Genomic DNA, 19,357 nt, shown 5'->3' with positions numbered 1-19,357 from the left:
GGACCGACGCGCCCCTGCGGGCCCCAAGGGAAGAGTCAGAGCGACTTGCGGAAGGCCTCCGCCACCGCCAGGAAGATCGAGTTGCCCTCGGCCTCGCCGATCGACACCCGCACGCCCTCCGGGAACGGCCGCACGATCACACCGGCCTCGGCGCACGCGGCGGCGAACTCCTGCGAGCGGTCGCCGAGCCAGAGCCAGACGAAGTTGGCCTGCGAGTCCGGGATCTCCCAGCCCTGGGCGCGCAGCCCGGCCACCACCCGGGTGCGCTCCTCGACCAGCGCCTCCACCCGCTCCAGCAGCGCCTCCTCGGCGCGCAGCGAGGCGACGGCCGCGTCCTGGGCGAGCCGGCTCACGCCGAACGGGGTGGCGACCTTGCGCAGCGCGGCCGCCACCGGCTCGTGCGCGATCGCGAAGCCGACCCGCAGGCCCGCCAGGCCGTACGCCTTGGAGAAGGTGCGCAGCACGCAGACGTTCGGGCGGTCCCGGTAGAGGTCGATGCCGTTGGGCACCTCGGGGTCGCGGATGAACTCGATGTAGGCCTCGTCGACGACGACCAGGACGTCGGCCGGGACGGCGTCCAGGAAGCGCTCCAGCTCGGCGCGGTGGATCACGTTGCCGGTGGGGTTGTTGGGGTTGCAGACGAAGACCAGCCGGGTGTTCGGGGTGATCGCGGCGAGCATCGCGTCCAGGTCGTGGTCGCCGTTCGCCTTGAGCGGCACCGGGACGGGGGTGGCCCCGGCGACGGTGGCGACGATCGGGTACGCCTCGAAGGAGCGCCAGGCGAAGATCACCTCGTCGCCCGGGCCGGCCGTGACGAGCACCAGCGACTGGGCGATGCCGACCGAGCCGGTGCCGGTGGCGATGTGCTCGGCGGGCACCCCGAAGCGCTCGGCCAGCACCGAGGTCAGCTCGGTGACGCCCATGTCGGGGTAGCGGTTGAACGAGCCGGCCGCCTTGACCGCCGTCTCCAGCACGCCGGGCAGCGGCTCGTAGGGGTTCTCGTTCGAGGACAGCTTGTAGGCGTCGGCGCCGGCCGGCTTGCCGGGCTTGTACGTGGGGATGCCGTCGAGGGTCGGCCGCAGCCGCGGGCCCTGCGCTGACGTACCACTGCTCACGGTCGTACTCCGTTTCCAGTTGCGGAACTCTCCGGTGCGCTCGCCCGCCACGGACGGGGTCGCCGCCGTGCCCGGGACCTCGTGACGCGTCCGGACCACCCCGGTCGGGTGCCTTGCACGATACCGACCGCCCTCACCCGTAGGAGTGAGATGCCCGGTCGGGTTACAGGCGCAGATCAGCCATTCTGCCCGGTTCCTTTGGCACATGTCAGAGGTAAGAGGCCTGGTTTCAGGCGGGTATCGAAGGGGCGCACCCCGGCTCACTCGTGGAGAAACGTATCTTTGCGGGCTCCCGATGCGCCGGTCACAGACCCTTGTCAGGAGCCATACGATCGGTCCGCCATGACAGCAGCAGCCAACCAGAGCGGTCGGCGTCCCACCACCTCACGGCGTCTGGAGCGGGCCGGCATCCGGGATGTGGCAGCAGCCGCCGGAGTGTCGATCACCACTGTCTCCGATGCGCTGAACGGGAAGGGCCGCCTGCCCGACGAGACCCGCAGCCGGGTGCGCGAGGTCGCCGAGCGCCTCGGCTACCGCCCCTCCGCGGCCGCCCGCACCCTGCGCACCGGACGGTCCGGCCTGATCGGCCTGACCGTCACGACCTACGGTGAAGAGCCGTTCACCTTCACCGAGTTCGCGTACTTCGCCGAGATGGCCCGGGCCGCCACCAGCGCCGCCCTCGGCCGCGGCTACGCGCTGGTGGTGCTGCCCGCCTCCTCCCGCCACGACGTCTGGGGCAACATCGCCCTCGACGGCACCGTGGTCATCGACCCGCCCGACCAGGACCCCCTGGTGAGCGAGCTGTACCGGTCCGGCGTCCCGGTGGTCAGCGACGGCAAGCCCGGCAACTGCCCGGTCACCGCCTGGGTCGACAACGACCACGAGGCCGCCGTGCTCGGCATCCTCGACCACCTCTCCGAGGCCGGCGCCCGCCGCATCGGCCTGCTCACCGGCACCAGCACCGACACCTACACCCGGCTCTCCACCGAGGCCTACCTCGGCTGGTGCGCCAAGGTCGGCCAGGAGCCGGTGTACGAGACCTACCCGGCGCACGACCCGGCCGCCGGCGCCGTCGCCGCCGACCGGCTGCTCGCCCGGCCCGACCGGCCGGACGCCGTCTACGGGCTGTTCGACCCCAACGGCACCGACCTGCTGGCCGCCGCCCGCCGGTACGGCCTGCGGGTGCCGGACGACCTGCTGCTGGTCTGCTGTAGCGAGAGCGACGTCTACGCGACCACCGAACCGCCGATCACCACGCTCTCGCTCAAGCCGCGCAAGATCGGCACCACCGTGGTCAACCTGCTCATCGACGCGATCGAGGGCGTGGACTCCGGGACGGGCGTCGACATCGCCCGGCTCTTCCCGCCCCGGTTCCGCACCGCCGGCACCGGGCCGCCGCCGGGCACCCTGATGCCGACCGAACTGATCGTCCGCGCGTCCTCCCAGCGCCGGAGTCCGCGCACCACCGTCAGCCCGCCCCGGTCGCCGGGCGAGGTTTAGACCACCGCGCCGCGGCGGCCCCGGGACCGGGCCGCCGCGCCCGGGCAGAGCTGACGAGACCGTACCGAGCCGGGACAAAACGGACCTTGTGGGGCCGCCCGGCTGACGCTCCGGAGGATTGGATACCCACCAGGTGACGACGCCGGGAGAGTGGTCTTCCTATGATGGGCGAATGACACCCGAGGACCGCTTCCCCGGGCCTGAGCACCCCCACTCAGGCCCCCGCCACCAGCCGGACCTCGACGTGCTGCCGTACGGCACCTATTACGAACCCGATCCCTCCACCGGCTACCCCGCGGCCCCGTACGACGGGGAGACCCACGACGGGGAGACCTACAGCGGCTACGGCGGAGCCCGCTACCTGGAGCAGCACTGGCCCGCCGACGGCCAGGGCCACACCGTGCACGCCCAGGGGATCGGCATGGACCACAGCCCGGCCTTCGCGCAGCAGGGACAGGGCGGCTACGAGAACGGACCGGGGTACGAGGGGGGCCAGGAGCAGGGCGGGTACGACGGTCAGGAGCGGAGCGGGTACGAGGGCGGCCAGGAGCAGGGCGGCTACGAAGGCCAGGACCAGGGCGGCTACGAGCCCACCCTGCCCGACCAGCCCTCCCCGGCGCTCCAGCTCGCCGGCCGCGACGACCCGCCGACCATCGAGCTCGGCCCGCCGCTGCCCGACCCCGCCGCGCCGACCTACCCGTACCCGGCCCCCGGCCCCGGCGAGCCCCCCGGCCCGGTCTACGTCGTCGGCGACGTCCACGGCTACCTGGAGGAGCTGCGCGCCGAGCTGCGCCACCAGGGCCTGATCGACGCCGACGGCCACTGGTCCGCCGGCCGCGCCCGGATCTGGTTCCTCGGCGACTTCACCGACCGCGGCCCCGACGGCATCGGCGTCATCGACCTGGTCATGCAGCTGGCCGCCGAGGCCGCCGCGGCCGGCGGCTACTGCCGCGCCCTGATGGGCAACCACGAACTGCTCTTCCTCGGCGCCGCCAAGTACGGCGACGAGCCCGTCCAGTCCACCGCCGGCACCGCCTCCTTCCTCGCCGCCTGGCGGCTCAACGGCGGCCAGCAGAACGACCTGGACCGCCTGGAGGCGCACCACATCAGCTGGCTCTCCCGGCTCCCCGCCATGGCGGTGGAGGACGGCCACCTGCTGCTGCACTCCGACACCACCGCGTACCTGGAGTACGGCGAGTCCATCCCCGACGTCAACGACGCGGTGCACAGCCTGCTCGCCGACGGCAGCGTGGACGAGTGGTGGGACTGCTTCCGCCGCTTCACCAAGCGGTTCGCCTTCCGCGGCGAAGCCGGGCCGCTGGCCGTCCACGAGCTGCTGGACACCTACGGCGGCAGCCGGATCGTGCACGGGCACAGCCCGATCCCGTACCTCACCGGCGCGGTGCACAACGACGACGGCCAGCCGCCGCACATCCCCGGGCCGTACGTGTACGCGGACGACCTCGCGGTGGCGATGGACGGCGGCGTCACCATGGAGGGACGGCTGCTGGTCGCCCGGCTGCCCATCGGCTGACCGCCCGGCCGCCTGTCACCCGACCGCCCGGCCGTACGCCAACTGACGCCAGGCATAGAACAGTTGTTCCCGGCGCCCGAACCGTCGCACGCGCGCGTCCGGGGGCGCGAAATTCCGGAAACCGACTGTCAGCCCGGGCGTGCCCGCCCCTACCATGAGGCACACCACACCCGGCCGCCCGTCCGGCGGCCCGCCTCCGCGCCCGTTTCGGCGTCCTGAGGGCCGTACGCCCCCGGGGCCGAGCGAACGGGGTCCGCACGAACGGGGTCCCCATGACCAACCCCCCGCCCCTGCTCGCCGAGGACCGCCCGGAGTACGAGCGCCTCCTCACGGAAGCCCTGCGCGACCGCACCGTCCTCACCGCCCTGCGCGCACCCGGCGCGCTCGCCACCGCCGAACTGCGCCTCCGCGCCCTGCGCGACGCCGACCGCGTCAACGCCGCGGCCGCCACCGAGTACGCCCACTACACCCGGCTGCGCGAGGCCCTGCACAGCACGCCCCCGCCACCGCCCGGCGGCGAACCCGCCAACCCCGGGCTGCTCACCCAGCTGCGCACCGGCGGCGGCGGAGGCGGACCGTTCCCCGTCCTCACCGTGCTCACCCCGATCCTGGCCTGGGCCGCCGCCCTGTTCCTGCTGCTGATCGGCTACCTGCTGCGCGCCGCCGAGCCGGGCCTCGCCCTCGCCGGCTCCCTGGTCACGGCCGGCTGGGTGGCGCTCGCCGCCGGGGTCGCCGCGATGGCCATCGGCATCATCGGGCTGCTGCTCACCGCCCTGCGCGACGGCGCCGCCGCCGCCCCGGCCGGCACCGACCCGGAGCTCGCCGCCGAACTCGGCGACGCCCACGGCGAATGGCGCACCGCGCTGCGCGAGCGCGGACTCCTCCCGTACCTGCTCGACGCGCTGCCGCCGGTGCCGACCCCGGCAGCCCGACCCGGAGTCAGCCGCCCCGACGGCACCGGCCCCGACTTCAGCAGCCCGGACTTCACCGGCCCCGGCTACAGCTCACCCTCGTTCACCAGCCCCGGCGCCGAAGGACTGACCGACCGCGAAGGCCGCGTCCCCCGCCCCGCCGGCTTCACCCCACCCGACTTCACCGGACCCGGGTACACCCCACCCGACTTCACCGGACCCGACGCCGAAGAACTCACCGACCGCGAGGGCCGCGTCCCCCGCCCCGCCGGCTTCACCCCACCCGACTTCACCGGACCCGGGTACACCCCACCCGACTTCACCGGACCCGACGAGGTCCGCTGAACCCTCCGCTCCCCGGCCGGCGCCCCCGGACCGGGGGACATCCCCACCCCCGGTCCGGGGGCGGCCACCATCGTCCCGGGCCCCGCTGCCCGCCAGGCTGGAACCCACGAGTGGAGCACGACCCGGGGGAGACCAGCGATGCGCACCGGACCCGTCCGACCGGCCCGAACCGGACCGGCCCTGCTGCTGGTCACCGCCCTGCTGGCGGCCCTGCTGGGGCTGCTCCCCGGCGTCGGAGCCGAAGCAGCCGCAGCCGAGGCGGCGGGCGACGCGCCCGCGGCGGGCGATCCGGTCCCCAACCCGGTCGACTTCACCGGCGCCGGCGGCACCGTCCTGCACGGCCTGGTGCTGGCCGCGCCCGGCGCGAAGGCCGGCACCCCCGGCCCCGGACTGGTCATGCTCCCCGGGGCCGGCCCGGGCCCGCTCGCCGAGCTGCGCGCCGCCGCCGAGTCGTACGCGCGGCACGGCGTCACCGTCCTCGTCTTCGACAAGCGCACCGACGGCTACTCGACGACCCACCGGGACTACGGGCAGCTGGCCGACGACGCCCTGGCCGCCGTCCGGCTGCTGCGCGCCCGGCCGGAGGTCGCCCCGGACCGGGTCGGCCTGTGGGGCCTGTCCGAGGGCGCGTGGGTGGCCTCGCTCGCCGCCACCCGCACCACCGAGGCGGCGTACCTGGTCACCGTCGGGGCCGTCGGCCTCACCCCGGCCTGCCAGCAGGCCTGGGCGTACCGGGGCTACCTGCGCCACGCCGGCGTCTCCGGCTCGCTGGTCACCGCGCTCTCGGACACCTCCGTCCGCCTGCTCTCGGCGGCCGGGCTCTTCCCGGAGGCCGACTACGACCCGGTACCGGTGTGGGAGCGGGTCCGCCAGCCCGTCCTGGCCGAGTGGGGCACGCTCGACCGCGAGGCCGCCCCCGAGGAGAGCGCGACGATCATCCGCCGGGCCCTCGACCGCGGCGGCAACACCCACTACACGCTGCGGACCGTCCCCGACGTCCGGCACAACCTGCACCTGACCCGGGACGACGGCTACGACCGGCCCGACCTGCTCCCCGCCGACTACGCCGGGACCGAGTCCGCCTGGATCCAGCGGCTCGCCACCGGCCTCCCCGCCGCCTCCGCCGACCCGGCCCCGCACCAGGACACCCGCAGCCTCGCGCTCGACCCGCTCCCCTGGTACGAGTCCACCTGGTTCGAGGTCGTCGCCACCCTGCTCTGCCTGACCGGCTTCGCGGGCTACGCGCTGAGCGGCGCCGTCCGCCGCCTGCGCCGCCGGCCGCGCCCGGCCGCCCTGCCCCGGGCCGCCCGCTGGGCCGCCCTCGCCGGAACGGCCGCCCTCCTGGGCGCCCTCGGCTACCTGCTCTTCCTGATGCTCACCGCCGCGATGTTCCCCGGCCCGGTCCTGTTCGGCCGCCCGGTGGTCTGGCTGGCCGTCCAGCTGCTCGCGCTGTCCGCCCTCGGGGCGGCCGCCGTCGCCGCGGCCGGTGCCCGGCGGGAGCGGGCCGCCCTGGCCGCCGCCTCCCTGGCCGACCGGGCGCGGCTGGGCGCCCTGCTGCTGGCCGGGCTGGTGTTCCTGCCCTGGGCCCTGTCCTGGGGACTGCTGCTGCCCTGACCCCCCGCCATCGGGGCAACGGCCCGCTCCCTCGCCCGGGGGAGCGGGTTCGGCCCGGATGAGGACGCCCCGGCCGGCCCGCTCCGGGAGGGTCGGAGCCGGTGGTGGACGGACCGCGTCCGCCCGGGTCGGGAGGCGGAACCATGGGCGCACGGACGATCGCGGCACGACTGCACGGCACCCCCGCACCGGGCGTGCCCCGCTGGGCGGTCCGCACCGGGTACGCGATCACCCTGGCCGTCCTGCCCTCCTGCCTCTGGCGGATCGGCGGCTTCATCGTCGGCCTGCCGCTGCTCGACCACGGCCCGACACCAGCGGAGCGGGACCCCGCCCCGTTCGACGGAGGCTGGGCGTGCATCCTCGCGCTCAGCGTGGTCAGCGAGGCGCTGGCCCTCCTCTGCTTCGGCCTGGTCGCCCGCTGGGGCGAGGTGTGGGCGGGGTCGTCACCCACGGCTGGCAGACCGTCGTGTTCTGGATCGGCTACCTGCCGCCGGCCGCCTGGGGTCCGCTCCTCGCCGTGCTCACCGTGCACTACTACCGTCGGCGCAGGGCGAGTTGAGCCGCTTCGGGGCGGGCGCGGTCAGTCCGTCGCCGGCGCGCGGAGCGGCGCGCCCCCGGGCCGCTCCGCGACGACGTTCGTCGCCGCCCGGACGAAGGCGCGGACCCGGGCGGTGGTGTTGCTCTCCAGCCAGACCGGGCCGCGCTCGATCGGGGGCGCGTCGTGGATCGGCACGTACGCGACGTCCGGGCGCGGGTAGTAGTGGCGGGAGTGCTCGCCGACCGGGAGGACGCCGCGGCCCATCGCGACCAGGCTGAGCAGCTCGGAGAAGGTGCCGCCGGACGGGCCCTTGGGCACCGGACGGCCGGACGGGGTGCGGTCGGGGGTGCGGTCGCGCTTGAAGCCCGCCGAGGTGACGGCCGGGTACTGCACCACCGGGTGGTCGGCGAGCACCTCGACCGACACCGACCGCTCCGCGGCCAGCGGGTGCCCGGCCGCCACCGCGAGGACCCGCCGCTCGGTCAGCAGCACCGGCCCGCGGGCCATGCCGTCGAACGGGTAGGAGGCGATCAGGACGTCGACCGAGCCGTCCTCCAGGCTCGACCGGGAGTTGGACAGCTGCACCTCGCGCACGTCCACCCGGCAGTCCGGGTACCGCTCGCCGAACAGCGCGGCCGCCTTGAGCAGCACGGGCGCCGTCCACTCCCCGAGGAACGCCACCCGGAGCTCCCCGGTGACGCCCCGGGCGGCGTCCTCCGCCCGGCGCAGCGCCGCCTCCGTCGCCGCCGCCACCGGCACCAGGTCCTCGGCCAACTGCCGCCCCACCGCGGTGAGTCGGACCGACCGGCTGGTGCGGTCGAACAGCTGCGCGCCGATCCGGCGCTCCAGTTTCCGCACCACCTGGCTGACCCGCCCCGTGGTCAGGTGCAGCCGCTCGGCGGTCCGCCCGAAGTGCAGCTCCTCGGCGAGCGCGAGGACGACCTCGATCTCCAGCCGCTCCAGCATCCCGGCCCCGCCCGCCCCTCGATCGTTGAATGCGGCTCAACGATCGTACGACGATCACGCGTTGATCAGGCCTCCGGCCAGGAGGATCGTGGAACCCGTCCCCAGCAGTCGCACCCGAGCGGAGCCGATCACCCATGCGCGTCGTAGCCTTCGACCACCTGGTCCTCAACGTCGCCGACGTCGAGCGTTCGCTGGCGTTCTACTCCGGCCTGCTCGGCCTGGCCCCCGTCCGGGTCGACGAGTGGCGGGCCGGCCGGGCGCCGTTCCCGTCCGTCCGGGTCGGCGCCGAGACCATCATCGACCTGGTCCACGGCCCCCGGCACGAGTCCAACGTCGACCACTTCTGCCTCACCGTCGAGCCCCTCGACTGGCAGGAGGTCATCGACGCCGGCACCTTCACCGTCCTCGAAGGCCCCGTCCCCCGCTACGGCGCCCGCGGCACCGCGACCTCCGTCTACGTCCAGGACCCGGACGGCAACACCGTCGAACTCCGCTGGTACCCCCAGGACGCCGACCGCTGAGCGGCGCCGACCGCCGAAGGGCGCCGACCGCCGAGCGGCGCCGCCCCCGGCCCGAGCACCGGGCCGGGACGGCACGCGGCCGGCCGCCGGGTCAGCTCCGGCCGGCGAGGTGCTCGACCAGCCGGTCGAAGCTGGAGTTCAGCCCCGCCTCGGCCTCCGGGCCGCGGTACATCTCCGGCACCCCGGTCTGGTGCAGCACCACCCGGGTGCGGCCCTCGTCGAGCCCGGTGAAGGTGAGGGTGGACCGCATGCCCGAGCCCTCCTCCACCATCGCGAAGAACTCGCCCGCCCGGATCTCGGTGATCTCCGCCTTCAGCGGGTACCGGTCGCCGGTCTCGTCGACCACCATGGTGCTGTCGTAGCGCCCGCCCTCCTTCGCCTCGATGGTCACGGTGTCCAGCGGCACGTGGGTGCCGACCGGACCCCAGAAGCGGACGAACTGCTCCGGCTCGAAGTACGCCTCGAACGCGGCGGCGGGGGCGCCCGGCAGCTCGCGGGTGATGGTCAGCTCGCCCAGGTTCTCGGTCATCTCGGAATCTCCTCCGTGGTCACGTCTGTCGCTTGCACAGGGGTAGACCGGGACCGCCCCGAGAACTCATCGCTCCCCGCGAAAGTTTTTCCGACGAGTTCTCCGGAGCTCTTCCGACGAGCTCTCCTGAGCCTGACCCGGAGCCGGTGCCCGCTGCCCGCTGCCCGCTGCCCGCTGCCCGCTGCCCGCGCAGCGCCGACGGCCGTCAGCCGAGCAGGAGTTCCGCCGCCGGGGTGTGGTTCCCGGTCGCGGAGGCGCCGGCCATCGCCGAGGCGGCCGTCGTCGGGTCGGTGCCGGGCGGCACCACCAGCAGCAGGAAGTGGTCCTGGAGGCCCCGGGTGACGCTGATCGTCGCGTCGCTGCCCGGGAACCAGTTGATCCTGATCATCAGGCCGTTCGCCATCACGGACCGGGGCACACCGTCCCACGCCGAGGTGTCGAGGCCGACCCGGAGGATGCGCCCGAAGTGGGCGCCGAGCGCGGTGATCAGGTCCGGCAGTTCGGTGCTGACCTGGTTCGAGCGGGGCCACCAGGCCCCGTCGAAGACGCCCTCCCGCGACTGCGTCGGCTCCAGCTCCAGGCGCGGCAGCAGCGGCGCACCGGGCACCGTCCACGGCCCTGTGGGCGAAGGGTTGGGGAGGGGGATCGGCATCATCTGAGGCCGCCCGTCCGGTCCACGAGGGACCCGTCATGACCCAGGGCGACGTCGACGCTGATGCCGGTGTGCGGAATGTCCTTGGCTGCCTCCCACGCTACTCCGCCACGGCCTCCCCCGGGCCGACCGCCGCCCCGCTCTCCGCCCCGTCCCGCGCACCGCCCGCCGCCCCGTCCGCCCGGGGAGTAGCCTCGGAGACATCCAGGGCAACCCGCATCCCGGTCCCGTTCCGGCTTCGTTCTGGGTGAAGGACAGCCCGGCAGGCCCCGCTCCGGCGGGCGGCCGGAGACGGGAAGCGGTGAACGCCGTGACCACTCACTCGCCCCAGCCCGCACGACCCTGCCACGGCCTCACGGTCGCCGATGCCATGGACCCCTGCGACTACCAGATAGCCGACGACAGCACCGTCGACCAGGCCGACGACGTCCTCCGCGGCGCCCACCTCGACTACCTGCTCGTCCGCGGCCACGACGGCCGCTGCGAGGGGCTGGTCACCCGCACCGGACTCCATCCGTTCCTCACCCGCTCCTGGTACGCCGAGCGGACCGCGATCAGCTCGACCACCCACCAGCGAGGCCCGTTCGCCTGGCCGACCATGGGCCTGGCCCTGGCCGCGATCGCCATGCGGATCAAGCACCTCGCGGTCTGGCCCGTCGTCGACGAGGACGGCTACATCCTCGGCGCGCTGACCGCGGACCGCGCCGCCGGCCTGCTCGCCCCCGACCTGGTCGTCACCGTGCCCGCGTGACCCCGCCCCGCCGGCTCATGACGGGCCCGGGCCCGGGGCGAGCAGCCGGCGCAGTGCCGTGGGTGTGTGCCCCACGTGCTCGCGGACGACGCGGGTCAGGTGCGCCTGGTCGGCGAAGCCGAGCTGGGCCGCCAGGGCGGCGAGGCCGGGTTCGCCCTCGACGATCCGGTCCATGGCCCGGGTGACGCGTACGCGGTTGCGGTAGCGGGTCAGCGAGACGCCCGTCTCCCTGGAGAACACCCGGCTCAGCCGGTAGGGCGACACCTCCAGCAGCGCGGCCAGCGCGCAGAGCCCACCGGCCTCCGGGGCCTCCTCGATGATCGCCTCGCGCGCCGCCGCGGCCAGCGCCCGGTCGGCCGGCCTGCCTGCCCGCCGGGCGCGGGCGGTCGGCTCACCGACAGCGGCCGCGACGAGGCGGAGCAGTTCCTCCGCCAGCGCGTAGTCGATGTCGCCGGTGCCCGCGGCGGCGACCAGACGGCGGTGGGCGAGGTCGACGCGCGCGTCGACATACACCGTCGTCGCGGCGGGCGGGCGCCCGAGGAGGGAGGGCTCGAACCTGACCGACGTGCAGACGTCGCCGCCGGCCGGGTGCGCGAAGCGCTCCTGCTCGCCGGGCGCGCCCAGGTAGGCCGTGGTCGCGTCCAGATCGGTGTCGGTGCCGTCGGCCGACCGCCGGAACCTGCCGCGTCGCACCAGCACCAGGCGGTGGTCGTCGCGGCTCTCCGGCTGCGACCACCGGGTGTGGTCGGAGCGGCACCCCACCACGGTCACGGTGAACTCCGGCCGGGCGGCGAGGGTCGATGCGGACAGCATGCCGCGGACGGTACCCGCCGGGTACGACAGGACGGCCCGCAAGGATCTTCAAGACCTCCGGTGCCGTCACCCCGGATGCTGGGGCCCACGTGACGACAGGAAGGGAGCCATCCATGGCCGTCCACGCGGAGCTCACCGCGATCACCATCGACTGCGCCGACCCCCGGGCCCTCGCCGGGTTCTACCGCCAGGTCACCGGCTGGGACCTCGGGCAGGCCGACGACGACTTCGTCCAACTCGGCGCGGGACCGGTCCGGTTGGCCTTCCAGCGGGTCGCCGGCTACCGGGGGCCCGGCTGGCCCGACGCCGCGAAGCACGCCCACCTCGACTTCGCCGTCGCCGACCCCGAGGCCGCGGTGAAGGAGCTGCTCGCGGCGGGGGCGACCAGGCCGGAGTTCCAGCCCGGCGAAGGCGATTGGACCGTTCTCGCCGACCCCGAGGGCCACCTGTTCTGCATCGCTTCGGCCTGACGAGGAGTCGACCACCCATGGCCTCGATCCACAAGGAACTCGTCATCGACGCCCGCCCCGAAGCGGTGTGGTCGGTGCTCAGCGACTACGGCGCGGTGCACGAGCGGCTGGCGCCCGGGTTCGTCACCGACACCGTGCTGAGCTCGGACACGCGCACCGTCACCTTCGCCGACGGCACGATCGTGCTCGAACGGCTCGTCGACCTCGACCACGAGGCGATGCGGGTCGCCTACACGGTCGTCGGCGGCAGCCTCCACCCGTCCCACCACCACGCGTCCATGCAGGCCCTTCCGGAGGCCGGCGGCCGGACGAGGTTCGTGTGGCACACCGACGTCCTGCCCGAGGCCCTGGCCGCACCGATCGCCGAGTCCGTCGAGCACGGTTCGGCGGTGATCCGCCGCACGCTGGAGGCCGCCGCACCGGTCGCCGGCCCCGACGCCGGGAGGTAGCGGAGGACCGCGAAAGCGCCGCCCCGAGCTGATCGGGGCGGCGCTCCGGCGTCCCGGGTCAGTCCACCAGCGGGAGGTAGACCTTGTTGCCCTGGGCCGCGAACTCGGCGGACTTCTCGGCCATGCCGGCCAGCGCCTCGGCGTCGAACTCACTGGAGACGGCGGTGGATCCGTCGCCGTGCTCGTCGCGGATCTTCTGGGAGATCTTCATCGAGCAGAACTTCGGGCCGCACATCGAGCAGAAGTGCGCGGTCTTGGCGGGCTCGGCGGGGAGGGTCTCGTCGTGGAAGTCGCGGGCGGTCTCCGGGTCGAGGGCCAGGTTGAACTGGTCCTCCCAGCGGAACTCGAAGCGGGCGTCGGAGAGGGCGTCGTCCCAGGCCTGGGCGCCGGGGTGGCCCTTGGCCAGGTCGGCGGCGTGGGCGGCGATCTTGTAGGTGATCACGCCGGTCTTGACGTCGTCCCGGTTGGGCAGGCCCAGGTGCTCCTTGGGGGTCACGTAGCAGAGCATCGCGGTGCCCCACCAGGCGATCATCGCGGCGCCGATGCCCGAGGTGATGTGGTCGTAGCCGGGGGCGACGTCCGTGGTCAGCGGGCCGAGGGTGTAGAACGGCGCCTCGTCGCAGATCTCCTTCTGGAGATCCATGTTCTCCCGGATCTTGTTCATCGGGACGTGGCCCGGGCCCTCGATCATCACCTGGACGTCCCGCTCGCGGGCGATCCGGCCGAGCTCGCCGAGGGTCTTCAGCTCGGCGAACTGCGCCTCGTCGTTGGCGTCCGCGATCGAGCCCGGACGCAGGCCGTCACCGAGCGAGAAGGTGACGTCGTAGGAGGCGAGGATGGAGCAGAGCTCCTCGAAGTTGGTGTAGAGGAAGTTCTCCTGGTGGTGGGCCAGGCACCAGGCCGCCATGATCGAGCCGCCGCGCGAGACGATGCCGGTCTTGCGGCGCGCGGTGAGCGGGACGTAGCGCAGCAGCACGCCGGCGTGGACGGTCATGTAGTCGACGCCCTGCTCGCACTGCTCGACGATGGTGTCCCGGTACACCTCCCAGCTCAGCTCCTCGGCGCGGCCGTCCACCTTCTCCAGGGCCTGGTACAGCGGCACGGTGCCGATCGGCACGGGGGAGTTGCGCAGGATCCACTCGCGGGTGGTGTGGATGTTGCGGCCGGTGGAGAGGTCCATGACGGTGTCGGCGCCCCAGCGGGTGGCCCAGGTCATCTTCTCCACCTCCTCCTCGATCGAGGAGGTGACGGCCGAGTTGCCGATGTTGGCGTTGATCTTCACCAGGAAGTTGGTGCCGATGACGGCCGGCTCCACCTCGGGGTGGTTCACGTTGACCGGGATGACGGCCCGGCCGCGGGCCACCTCGGCCCGCACGAACTCGGGCGCCAGGCCCTCGCGCAGCGCCACGAACTCCATCTCCGGCGTCACCACGCCCCGCTTGGCGTAGGCGAGTTGGGTGACGGCGGCACCATCGCGGCCGCGCAGCGGACGGCGCGGGCGGCCGGGGAAGACGGCGTCCAGGTTGCGCAGGTTCCCGCCGCGCGGCGAGGTGTGCTTGATCCCGTCGTCCTCGGGGCGCGACTCGCGGCCGTCGTACTCCTCGACGTCGCCGCGCTGGCGGATCCAGGGGTCCCGCAGCGCGGGCAGGCCGCGCCGCACGTCGGGCTCGTACGACGGGTCGGTGTACGGGCCGGAGGTGTCGTACAGCGGGACGGTCCCGCCGTTGGTGAGCCGCACCTCGCGGTACGGGACGCGCAGGTCGGGGCGCGATCCCTCGCGGTAGGCCTTGTGCCAGGCCGGGGTCGGGTAGCCGGTGCGCTCGCTGCTGGGGGCGCTCCGGACAGACTGCGGCTGTGCTTCGAACGTGGTCATCTGACCTCTACTCCCTACGCCGGCATTACCCGGTCAGGTTCCTGCGGTCGACGCAGCCGTCGGTCCGTCCGTCGACGTCCCGGTCAGCGTCCTCTCAGCCCGGTGCTCCGAGCTCCCGCGTCGCAGGCGGTGTTGCCTGCACACGACGCCCAACACCGTAGCGAGCGGATCGCCGCAGGTCCAGAGCGCCTCACGGGCCGGCGGCCGACCGCGTCCACCGACCCCGCGGCCGAAAGTGTCCTCCCTCGCCCCCATAATGCTCACCAATACTCCGCAGACGCTCCATCAAAGTGTGTACGGCCCAACCGGGTCGCACTCACCCGGGGTTTCGCGGCTTTGACGACTTTTGGGGGAAATGCATCGTGCGCATGCGTCACGTGGCCGGGCTGAGCGCCGCCGTGGTCTCCGCGGTGGTGGGCCTGCCACTGCCTGCGGCCGCGGCCGAGCCGACCGCCGTCCTGTACGTCCAGGGCGGTCTCTGCAAGGACAGCGGACCGGGCACCCAGGCCCAGCCGCTCTGCACCGTCCAGGCCGCCGCCGACCGGGTACTGCCCGGCCAGACCGTGGAGGTCTCGCCGGGCACCTACCCCGAGGATGTGACCGTCCGGCGCTCCGGCGAGCCCGGCAAGCCGATCACCTTCCGCGGCACGGGCCGCATCGGCAAGCTGTCCTCCCTCCCGGGCAGGACGTCGACCTTCCCTGTCATCGCCGGCCCGCTGCGACAGGCGGTGAAGATATCCGGCCAGCACGACGTCGTGTTCTCCGGCTTCGACGTGACCCACTTCGAGCTCGACGGGGTCAGCCGGGTCGAGCTCTCCGGCAACTGGATCGAGCAGCGGGACGACAAGATCGCTCGGCCGGCCGTCGCCGTCACCGGCGCCAGCGACCACGTCCGGATCGAGCGTTCGGTCGTCCGCGCGACCACCGGTGGTGTGAAGGTCGGTGCGGGCATCGCCGGGACGGTGATCGCCGGCAACGACTTCATCTCCTCGCTCGGGGGGCCGGCCGTCTCGGTGACCGACGCACCGGGCACGGTCGTCACCCACAACACCACCAACCTGACACCCGAGGTCACCATCGACCTGGCCGGCTCGTCCGACCACTCGACGATCACCAACAACATCGTGGCCGCGAGCGCCATCCAGGTGGCCGCCGGCTCGACCGACGGAACCACCCTCGACTACAACGCCGTCTGGTCCTACAACCCCGACCGCTGGCCCAGCTACAAGTGGGCTGACGTCGCCTACAAGATGGCCCCAGAGCTACAGGCCGGGACCGGCCAGGGCCAGCACGACGTGAACTACCAGATCCCGTTCGACCTCGATTTCTCGCCCCTGTCGGTGCCCATGTCCTCCGCGGGCAACTGGCAGGCCCGCAGCGTGATCGACTCGGCCGGCCCCGAGGCGCCCGGCGTTCCGACCGTCGACCTGCTCGGCCACGACGCGTTCGACCACGAGGACGTCGCCAACACCGGACCGAACGGCGGGTTTCGCGACCGCGGCGCGTACGAGGTCATCGGCACCCTAAGCGCCAACCTCACGGTGACCCCGGAGAACGACGTCGACCCGCTCGCCGTGACGGTCAGGGCCAACCCCGTCAGCCCCTCGCGGATCACCGGCTACTCCTACGACTTCGGCGACGGCCCGGCCAAGCCGTGGGAGAACCGGTCCTCCGAGCGCCATGTGTACGCCAAGCCCGGCACCTACACCGTGCGGCTGACCATCACCGACGAGTTCGGCACCACCCGAACCGAGGAGCGGAACGTCACCGTCGACTACACCCCGGCCGGCTACACCGCGATCGCGCCGACCCGCATCCTGGACTCCCGCCAGCCCGGCGGCCGCTACCCGCGGCTCGGCCCCGGCGAGACCATCGACCTGGACCTGCGCAACCGCGTCTCCGGCTCGGCCGGCACCCTGGTGCCCCCGGGCGCCACGGCCGTCGTGCTCAACCTGACCGCCACCGAGGGCACCGCCGACAGCCACCTGGACGTCTACCCGTCCGCCGCCGCCCGGCCGACCACCTCGAACGTGAACTTCGGCCCCGGCCAGGACGTCGCCAACCTGGTGACCGTGCCGATCGGCCCGGACGGCAGGGTGGTGGTGCGCAACAACGCGGGCTACGTGCACACCGTCGCCGACGTCCTCGGCTACTTCACGGCCGGCAGCCCCGACCGCTTCACCTCCGTCGCCCCGGCCCGGCTGCTCGACACCCGCTCCGACGCCACCCCGCTGACCGGAGGCACCCCCCGACGGCTCCAGGTGGCCGGCGCCGGCGGCGTCCCGGCGGGCGCCACCTCGGCGGTGCTCAACGTGACCGCCACCGAGTCCGCCTCGGCGGGCTTCGTCACCGTCTACCCCGGCGGAACCCAGCGCCCCGCGGCCGGCTCCAACCTCAACACCGCCCCGGGCCGGAACATCCCCAACCAGGTGGTGGTCCCGCTGGGCGCGGACGGCAGCGTCGAGCTCTTCACCAACGCCTCCAGTTCGCACCTCGTGGTCGACGTCTTCGGCTACTACGGCCCGGACGGCAAGGGCCTGTTCACCCCGGTCACCCCGACCCGCCTGCTGGACTCGCGGAACAGCACTCCGTTCGGTCCGTTCTCCAGCCGTACGGTCGAGGGCGTGCCCGCGCGCGCGACCGCCGCGGTGGTCAACCTGACGGCGACCGGGACCACCGGGGCCACCCACCTCACCGCCTGGGCCACCGGGACGGCCAAGCCCGGCACCAGCAACCTGAACGCCAGCCCCGGACTGGACGTCCCCAACCACGGCACCATCCCGGTCGACGCCCAGGGCCGGTTCGACATCGCCAACAACGCCGGCACGACCGACGTCATCGCCGACCTCTTCGGCTACTACCGCAACCAGTAGCAGCACTCCGGACACCGGAGAACGCCAGAGGCCCGGCTCCCCGTCTCGCGGGGGGCCGGGCCTCAGGGCGGCGGTCGGGGCGGCCGGTCAGCTCTTGGCCGCCTTCTTCACCAGGACCACCACGGCGGCCGCGATACCGACCACCACCAGCAGCTTGATCACGATCGAGAGCAGTGCGCCGACGACGCCGAACACGAAGGCGACGATGTTCCAGGCCAGCACCAGGACCAGCACCGGGATGACGATGTTGCGCACCCAGGAGGGCAGCGACTTCCAGAGCTCAGCCATGTCGGTTCCTCTTCTCCCCTCGGGTCGGCCGCCGTCCGGTGCCGCATCCCGCTTGCTTTCGGTACTTCGATCGTACGGTGGCGCGAGTGCCGGAACGAGGCCCAACGGCCCGGAGAGAACCCCGAGATCCCCCCGATCCCGACCCCCCGGGTGACCCCCGAGAATTCCTCCGACGCGGCACAACCCCCGGCCTTCCGGAACGTCCTACCTAGTGCCGGGACCATGCCCTCCCGGCGCCGTCTACCAGGGGGGAACCCGACCCATGCGGGCCAGCACAGCCATGTCCACCGCCGCTCTCGCGGCGCTCAGCCTCACCGTCGCGGCCCTCGCCGCGGTGCCCGCGACCGCCGCCCCGGCCACTGCACCGGCGGCCGCCACCGCTGCCGCCGGCACAGCCCCCGGCGCCACCGCACCGGCCGGATTCGTCGGGATGGCCCCGACCCGGATCCTGGACACCCGCGCGGGCAACCCGGCGACCCACAGCGTCTGGCCGGTCCAGGAGGGCGAGTACTACTCGACCCCGATCGCCACGGGCTGCCACAACCACCCCCCGCAGGAGTGCTACGGCGTCGTCCCGGCCGACGCCACGGCCGTGGTGGTCAACGTGACCGTGACCGACCCGACCGCCGACAGCTTCGTGACGGTCAGCGGCACCCCCGGCACGCCGGGCACCAAGCCCGCCACCTCCAGCATCAACTTCAGGGCCGGCCAGACCATCTCCAACCTGGTCACGGTCGCGACCGGCCCGGTCAACCGCTTCGTCCCGTGGCTCACCCTGTACAACAACGCGGGCACCGCCCACGTGGTGCTCGACGTGGTCGGCTACTACAACCCCACGGCGACCGACAAGTACGGCCCCCTGACCCCCACCCGGATCGCCGACAGCCGCGACAACGGCACCGCCGGCCGGCTCCGCGGCGACGAGATGCGCTCGTACCTGGTCGCCAGCCCCGAGCTGGGGACCGCGGACGCCACCTCGGTGATCCTCAACGTCACCGCGACGGAGGGCACCTGGGACAGCTTCCTGACCGCGTACCCGACCGGGACGATCCGGCCCACCAACGGCTCGAACGTCAACTTCCCGGCGGGCACGACGGTTTCGAACCGCGTCGTGGTGCCGGTCGGGCCCGACGGGAGGATCAACCTCTACAACCACGCCGGCTGGGTGCACGTCATCGTCGACGTCGTCGGCTACTACGGGCCGTCCGGAAAGGGCCTGTTCAGCGCGCTCAAGAACCCGGTGCGGGCCTTGGACACCCGGAACGGCTACTCGGTGGCCACCGGGTCGACCGTGCAGGTCCAGGCCGTCCCCACCGACGGCTCCGTGCCGAACGCCATGGGGGTCGAGACGAACGTGACGGCCACCAACGTCCTCGCGGACGGCCACCTCACCGTCTTCCCCGGGCCCGGCCAGGCGCCGAACACCTCCACCCTCAACGTGAGGGCGGCGCGGGACACCTCCAACTCGGCGACCACCGCGGTGACCCCCGAGGGCAGGTTCTCCGTCTTCAACCACGGGTTCGGACTGGACCTCATCGCCGACGTGAACGGCTACTACGTCACCGGCTGATCCGGCCACGATCCCGCCCGGCCCGCCGGCCCCGGAGCACCCGGG

General features: G+C 73.5%; 18 protein-coding genes and 1 riboswitch. Of the genes, 11 read left to right on the top strand and 7 right to left on the bottom strand.

All coding sequences use genetic code 11. The features are described 5' to 3' along the window. Positions 1 to 35 precede the first annotated feature (35 nt). Positions 36 to 1,115 (bottom strand): histidinol-phosphate transaminase, encoded by a 1,080-nt coding sequence (hisC, locus tag ACFU7Z_RS16460; protein WP_049651240.1) that lies wholly within the window; start codon positions 1,113 to 1,115, stop codon positions 36 to 38. Between the two features lie 342 nt (positions 1,116 to 1,457). Between hisC and ACFU7Z_RS16455 the strand changes: the two genes are divergently transcribed. The 5 genes from ACFU7Z_RS16455 to ACFU7Z_RS16435 all read left to right on the top strand — a co-directional run bounded on the left by ACFU7Z_RS16455 (position 1,458) and on the right by ACFU7Z_RS16435 (position 7,578). Continuing rightward, positions 1,458 to 2,615, top strand: coding sequence for a LacI family DNA-binding transcriptional regulator (locus tag ACFU7Z_RS16455; protein ID WP_074001983.1), 1,158 nt, complete (start codon positions 1,458 to 1,460; stop codon positions 2,613 to 2,615). 421 nt (positions 2,616 to 3,036) lie between these two features. After that, positions 3,037 to 4,149: a metallophosphoesterase gene (locus ACFU7Z_RS16450; protein WP_380777913.1), complete on the top strand. Its 1,113-nt coding sequence runs from the start codon at positions 3,037 to 3,039 to the stop codon at positions 4,147 to 4,149. 272 nt (positions 4,150 to 4,421) lie between these two features. Then, positions 4,422 to 5,405 carry a hypothetical protein gene (locus ACFU7Z_RS16445; RefSeq protein WP_380777911.1) on the top strand — a complete coding sequence of 328 codons (984 nt, stop codon included), beginning with the start codon at positions 4,422 to 4,424 and terminating at the stop codon, positions 5,403 to 5,405. A 138-nt stretch (positions 5,406 to 5,543) separates the two neighbouring features. Continuing rightward, positions 5,544 to 7,019, top strand: a complete 1,476-nt coding sequence (locus ACFU7Z_RS16440; protein ID WP_380777910.1) for an alpha/beta hydrolase family protein — start codon at positions 5,544 to 5,546, stop codon at positions 7,017 to 7,019. A gap of 430 nt (positions 7,020 to 7,449) precedes the next feature. Next, positions 7,450 to 7,578 (top strand): hypothetical protein, encoded by a 129-nt coding sequence (locus ACFU7Z_RS16435; protein ID WP_274538678.1) that lies wholly within the window; start codon positions 7,450 to 7,452, stop codon positions 7,576 to 7,578. Positions 7,579 to 7,599: 21 nt separating this feature from the next. Here ACFU7Z_RS16435 and ACFU7Z_RS16430 read toward each other — a convergent pair whose 3' ends face one another. Next, positions 7,600 to 8,523 (bottom strand): LysR family transcriptional regulator, encoded by a 924-nt coding sequence (locus ACFU7Z_RS16430; protein ID WP_074001980.1) that lies wholly within the window; start codon positions 8,521 to 8,523, stop codon positions 7,600 to 7,602. A gap of 134 nt (positions 8,524 to 8,657) precedes the next feature. On the opposite strand from ACFU7Z_RS16430, the gene ACFU7Z_RS16425 reads away from it, so the two are divergent. Then, positions 8,658 to 9,044 (top strand): VOC family protein, encoded by a 387-nt coding sequence (locus tag ACFU7Z_RS16425; protein ID WP_074001979.1) that lies wholly within the window; start codon positions 8,658 to 8,660, stop codon positions 9,042 to 9,044. Positions 9,045 to 9,135: 91 nt separating this feature from the next. Here ACFU7Z_RS16425 and ACFU7Z_RS16420 read toward each other — a convergent pair whose 3' ends face one another. Together ACFU7Z_RS16420 and ACFU7Z_RS16415 are read right to left on the bottom strand one after the other, a co-directional pair. Then, on the bottom strand, positions 9,136 to 9,573 hold the full coding sequence (locus tag ACFU7Z_RS16420) for an SRPBCC domain-containing protein (RefSeq protein ID WP_049659222.1): 438 nt from the start codon (positions 9,571 to 9,573) through the stop codon (positions 9,136 to 9,138). Positions 9,574 to 9,778: 205 nt separating this feature from the next. Next, positions 9,779 to 10,228 carry a DUF5994 family protein gene (locus ACFU7Z_RS16415; protein ID WP_375876529.1) on the bottom strand — a complete coding sequence of 150 codons (450 nt, stop codon included), beginning with the start codon at positions 10,226 to 10,228 and terminating at the stop codon, positions 9,779 to 9,781. 307 nt (positions 10,229 to 10,535) lie between these two features. Between ACFU7Z_RS16415 and ACFU7Z_RS16410 the strand changes: the two genes are divergently transcribed. Continuing rightward, on the top strand, positions 10,536 to 10,976 hold the full coding sequence (locus tag ACFU7Z_RS16410) for a CBS domain-containing protein (protein WP_159028656.1): 441 nt from the start codon (positions 10,536 to 10,538) through the stop codon (positions 10,974 to 10,976). Between the two features lie 15 nt (positions 10,977 to 10,991). Here ACFU7Z_RS16410 and ACFU7Z_RS16405 read toward each other — a convergent pair whose 3' ends face one another. Continuing rightward, positions 10,992 to 11,789, bottom strand: a complete 798-nt coding sequence (locus ACFU7Z_RS16405; RefSeq protein WP_380777909.1) for a helix-turn-helix domain-containing protein — start codon at positions 11,787 to 11,789, stop codon at positions 10,992 to 10,994. A 113-nt stretch (positions 11,790 to 11,902) separates the two neighbouring features. Between ACFU7Z_RS16405 and ACFU7Z_RS16400 the strand changes: the two genes are divergently transcribed. Continuing rightward, positions 11,903 to 12,259, top strand: a complete 357-nt coding sequence (locus ACFU7Z_RS16400; protein WP_074001976.1) for a VOC family protein — start codon at positions 11,903 to 11,905, stop codon at positions 12,257 to 12,259. Between the two features lie 17 nt (positions 12,260 to 12,276). Further along, positions 12,277 to 12,708 carry an SRPBCC family protein gene (locus tag ACFU7Z_RS16395; RefSeq protein ID WP_074001975.1) on the top strand — a complete coding sequence of 144 codons (432 nt, stop codon included), beginning with the start codon at positions 12,277 to 12,279 and terminating at the stop codon, positions 12,706 to 12,708. A gap of 58 nt (positions 12,709 to 12,766) precedes the next feature. Here the strand turns inward: ACFU7Z_RS16395 and thiC are convergent, their stop codons facing one another. Then, a complete protein-coding gene (gene thiC, locus ACFU7Z_RS16390) occupies positions 12,767 to 14,581 on the bottom strand; it encodes a phosphomethylpyrimidine synthase ThiC (RefSeq protein WP_380777907.1) in 1,815 nt (604 codons plus the stop codon). Then, positions 14,576 to 14,710, bottom strand: a riboswitch (TPP riboswitch). It overlaps the preceding gene by 6 nt. Positions 14,711 to 14,949: 239 nt before the next feature. Between thiC and ACFU7Z_RS16385 the strand changes: the two genes are divergently transcribed. Continuing rightward, a complete protein-coding gene (locus ACFU7Z_RS16385; RefSeq protein WP_380777912.1) occupies positions 14,950 to 17,454 on the top strand; it encodes a PKD domain-containing protein in 2,505 nt (834 codons plus the stop codon). 87 nt (positions 17,455 to 17,541) lie between these two features. Here the strand turns inward: ACFU7Z_RS16385 and ACFU7Z_RS16380 are convergent, their stop codons facing one another. Next, entirely contained in the window at positions 17,542 to 17,742 is a 201-nt protein-coding gene (locus ACFU7Z_RS16380) for a DUF5326 family protein (protein WP_049653234.1), read from the bottom strand. A gap of 262 nt (positions 17,743 to 18,004) precedes the next feature. Between ACFU7Z_RS16380 and ACFU7Z_RS16375 the strand changes: the two genes are divergently transcribed. Beyond that, complete coding sequence (locus tag ACFU7Z_RS16375) at positions 18,005 to 19,312, top strand: hypothetical protein (protein ID WP_380777906.1); 1,308 nt, start codon at positions 18,005 to 18,007, stop codon at positions 19,310 to 19,312. The last annotated feature ends 45 nt before the right edge of the window (positions 19,313 to 19,357 follow it).

The organism is Kitasatospora sp. NPDC057518, assembly GCF_042802075.1.
Lineage (GTDB): Bacteria > Actinomycetota > Actinomycetes > Streptomycetales > Streptomycetaceae > Kitasatospora.
Note: the sequence above shows the minus strand (reverse complement) of the source record. Positions and strands in the feature narration are given on the sequence as shown.

What these genes read in the sequence shown, in the direction of transcription:
- ACFU7Z_RS16380 (WP_049653234.1), bottom strand. Translation starts at nt 17,742, where the DNA reads ATGGCTGAGCTCTGGAAGTCGCTGCCCTCCTGGGTGCGCAACATCGTC.
- ACFU7Z_RS16385 (WP_380777912.1), top strand. Translation starts at nt 14,950, where the DNA reads ATGCGTCACGTGGCCGGGCTGAGCGCCGCCGTGGTCTCCGCGGTGGTG.
- ACFU7Z_RS16450 (WP_380777913.1), top strand. Translation starts at nt 3,037, where the DNA reads ATGGACCACAGCCCGGCCTTCGCGCAGCAGGGACAGGGCGGCTACGAG.
- ACFU7Z_RS16415 (WP_375876529.1), bottom strand. Translation starts at nt 10,228, where the DNA reads ATGATGCCGATCCCCCTCCCCAACCCTTCGCCCACAGGGCCGTGGACG.
- ACFU7Z_RS16440 (WP_380777910.1), top strand. Translation starts at nt 5,544, where the DNA reads ATGCGCACCGGACCCGTCCGACCGGCCCGAACCGGACCGGCCCTGCTG.
- ACFU7Z_RS16400 (WP_074001976.1), top strand. Translation starts at nt 11,903, where the DNA reads ATGGCCGTCCACGCGGAGCTCACCGCGATCACCATCGACTGCGCCGAC.
- ACFU7Z_RS16375 (WP_380777906.1), top strand. Translation starts at nt 18,005, where the DNA reads ATGCGGGCCAGCACAGCCATGTCCACCGCCGCTCTCGCGGCGCTCAGC.
- ACFU7Z_RS16455 (WP_074001983.1), top strand. Translation starts at nt 1,458, where the DNA reads ATGACAGCAGCAGCCAACCAGAGCGGTCGGCGTCCCACCACCTCACGG.
- ACFU7Z_RS16395 (WP_074001975.1), top strand. Translation starts at nt 12,277, where the DNA reads ATGGCCTCGATCCACAAGGAACTCGTCATCGACGCCCGCCCCGAAGCG.
- thiC (WP_380777907.1), bottom strand. Translation starts at nt 14,581, where the DNA reads ATGACCACGTTCGAAGCACAGCCGCAGTCTGTCCGGAGCGCCCCCAGC.
- ACFU7Z_RS16405 (WP_380777909.1), bottom strand. Translation starts at nt 11,789, where the DNA reads ATGCTGTCCGCATCGACCCTCGCCGCCCGGCCGGAGTTCACCGTGACC.
- ACFU7Z_RS16425 (WP_074001979.1), top strand. Translation starts at nt 8,658, where the DNA reads ATGCGCGTCGTAGCCTTCGACCACCTGGTCCTCAACGTCGCCGACGTC.
- ACFU7Z_RS16420 (WP_049659222.1), bottom strand. Translation starts at nt 9,573, where the DNA reads ATGACCGAGAACCTGGGCGAGCTGACCATCACCCGCGAGCTGCCGGGC.
- ACFU7Z_RS16445 (WP_380777911.1), top strand. Translation starts at nt 4,422, where the DNA reads ATGACCAACCCCCCGCCCCTGCTCGCCGAGGACCGCCCGGAGTACGAG.
- ACFU7Z_RS16430 (WP_074001980.1), bottom strand. Translation starts at nt 8,523, where the DNA reads ATGCTGGAGCGGCTGGAGATCGAGGTCGTCCTCGCGCTCGCCGAGGAG.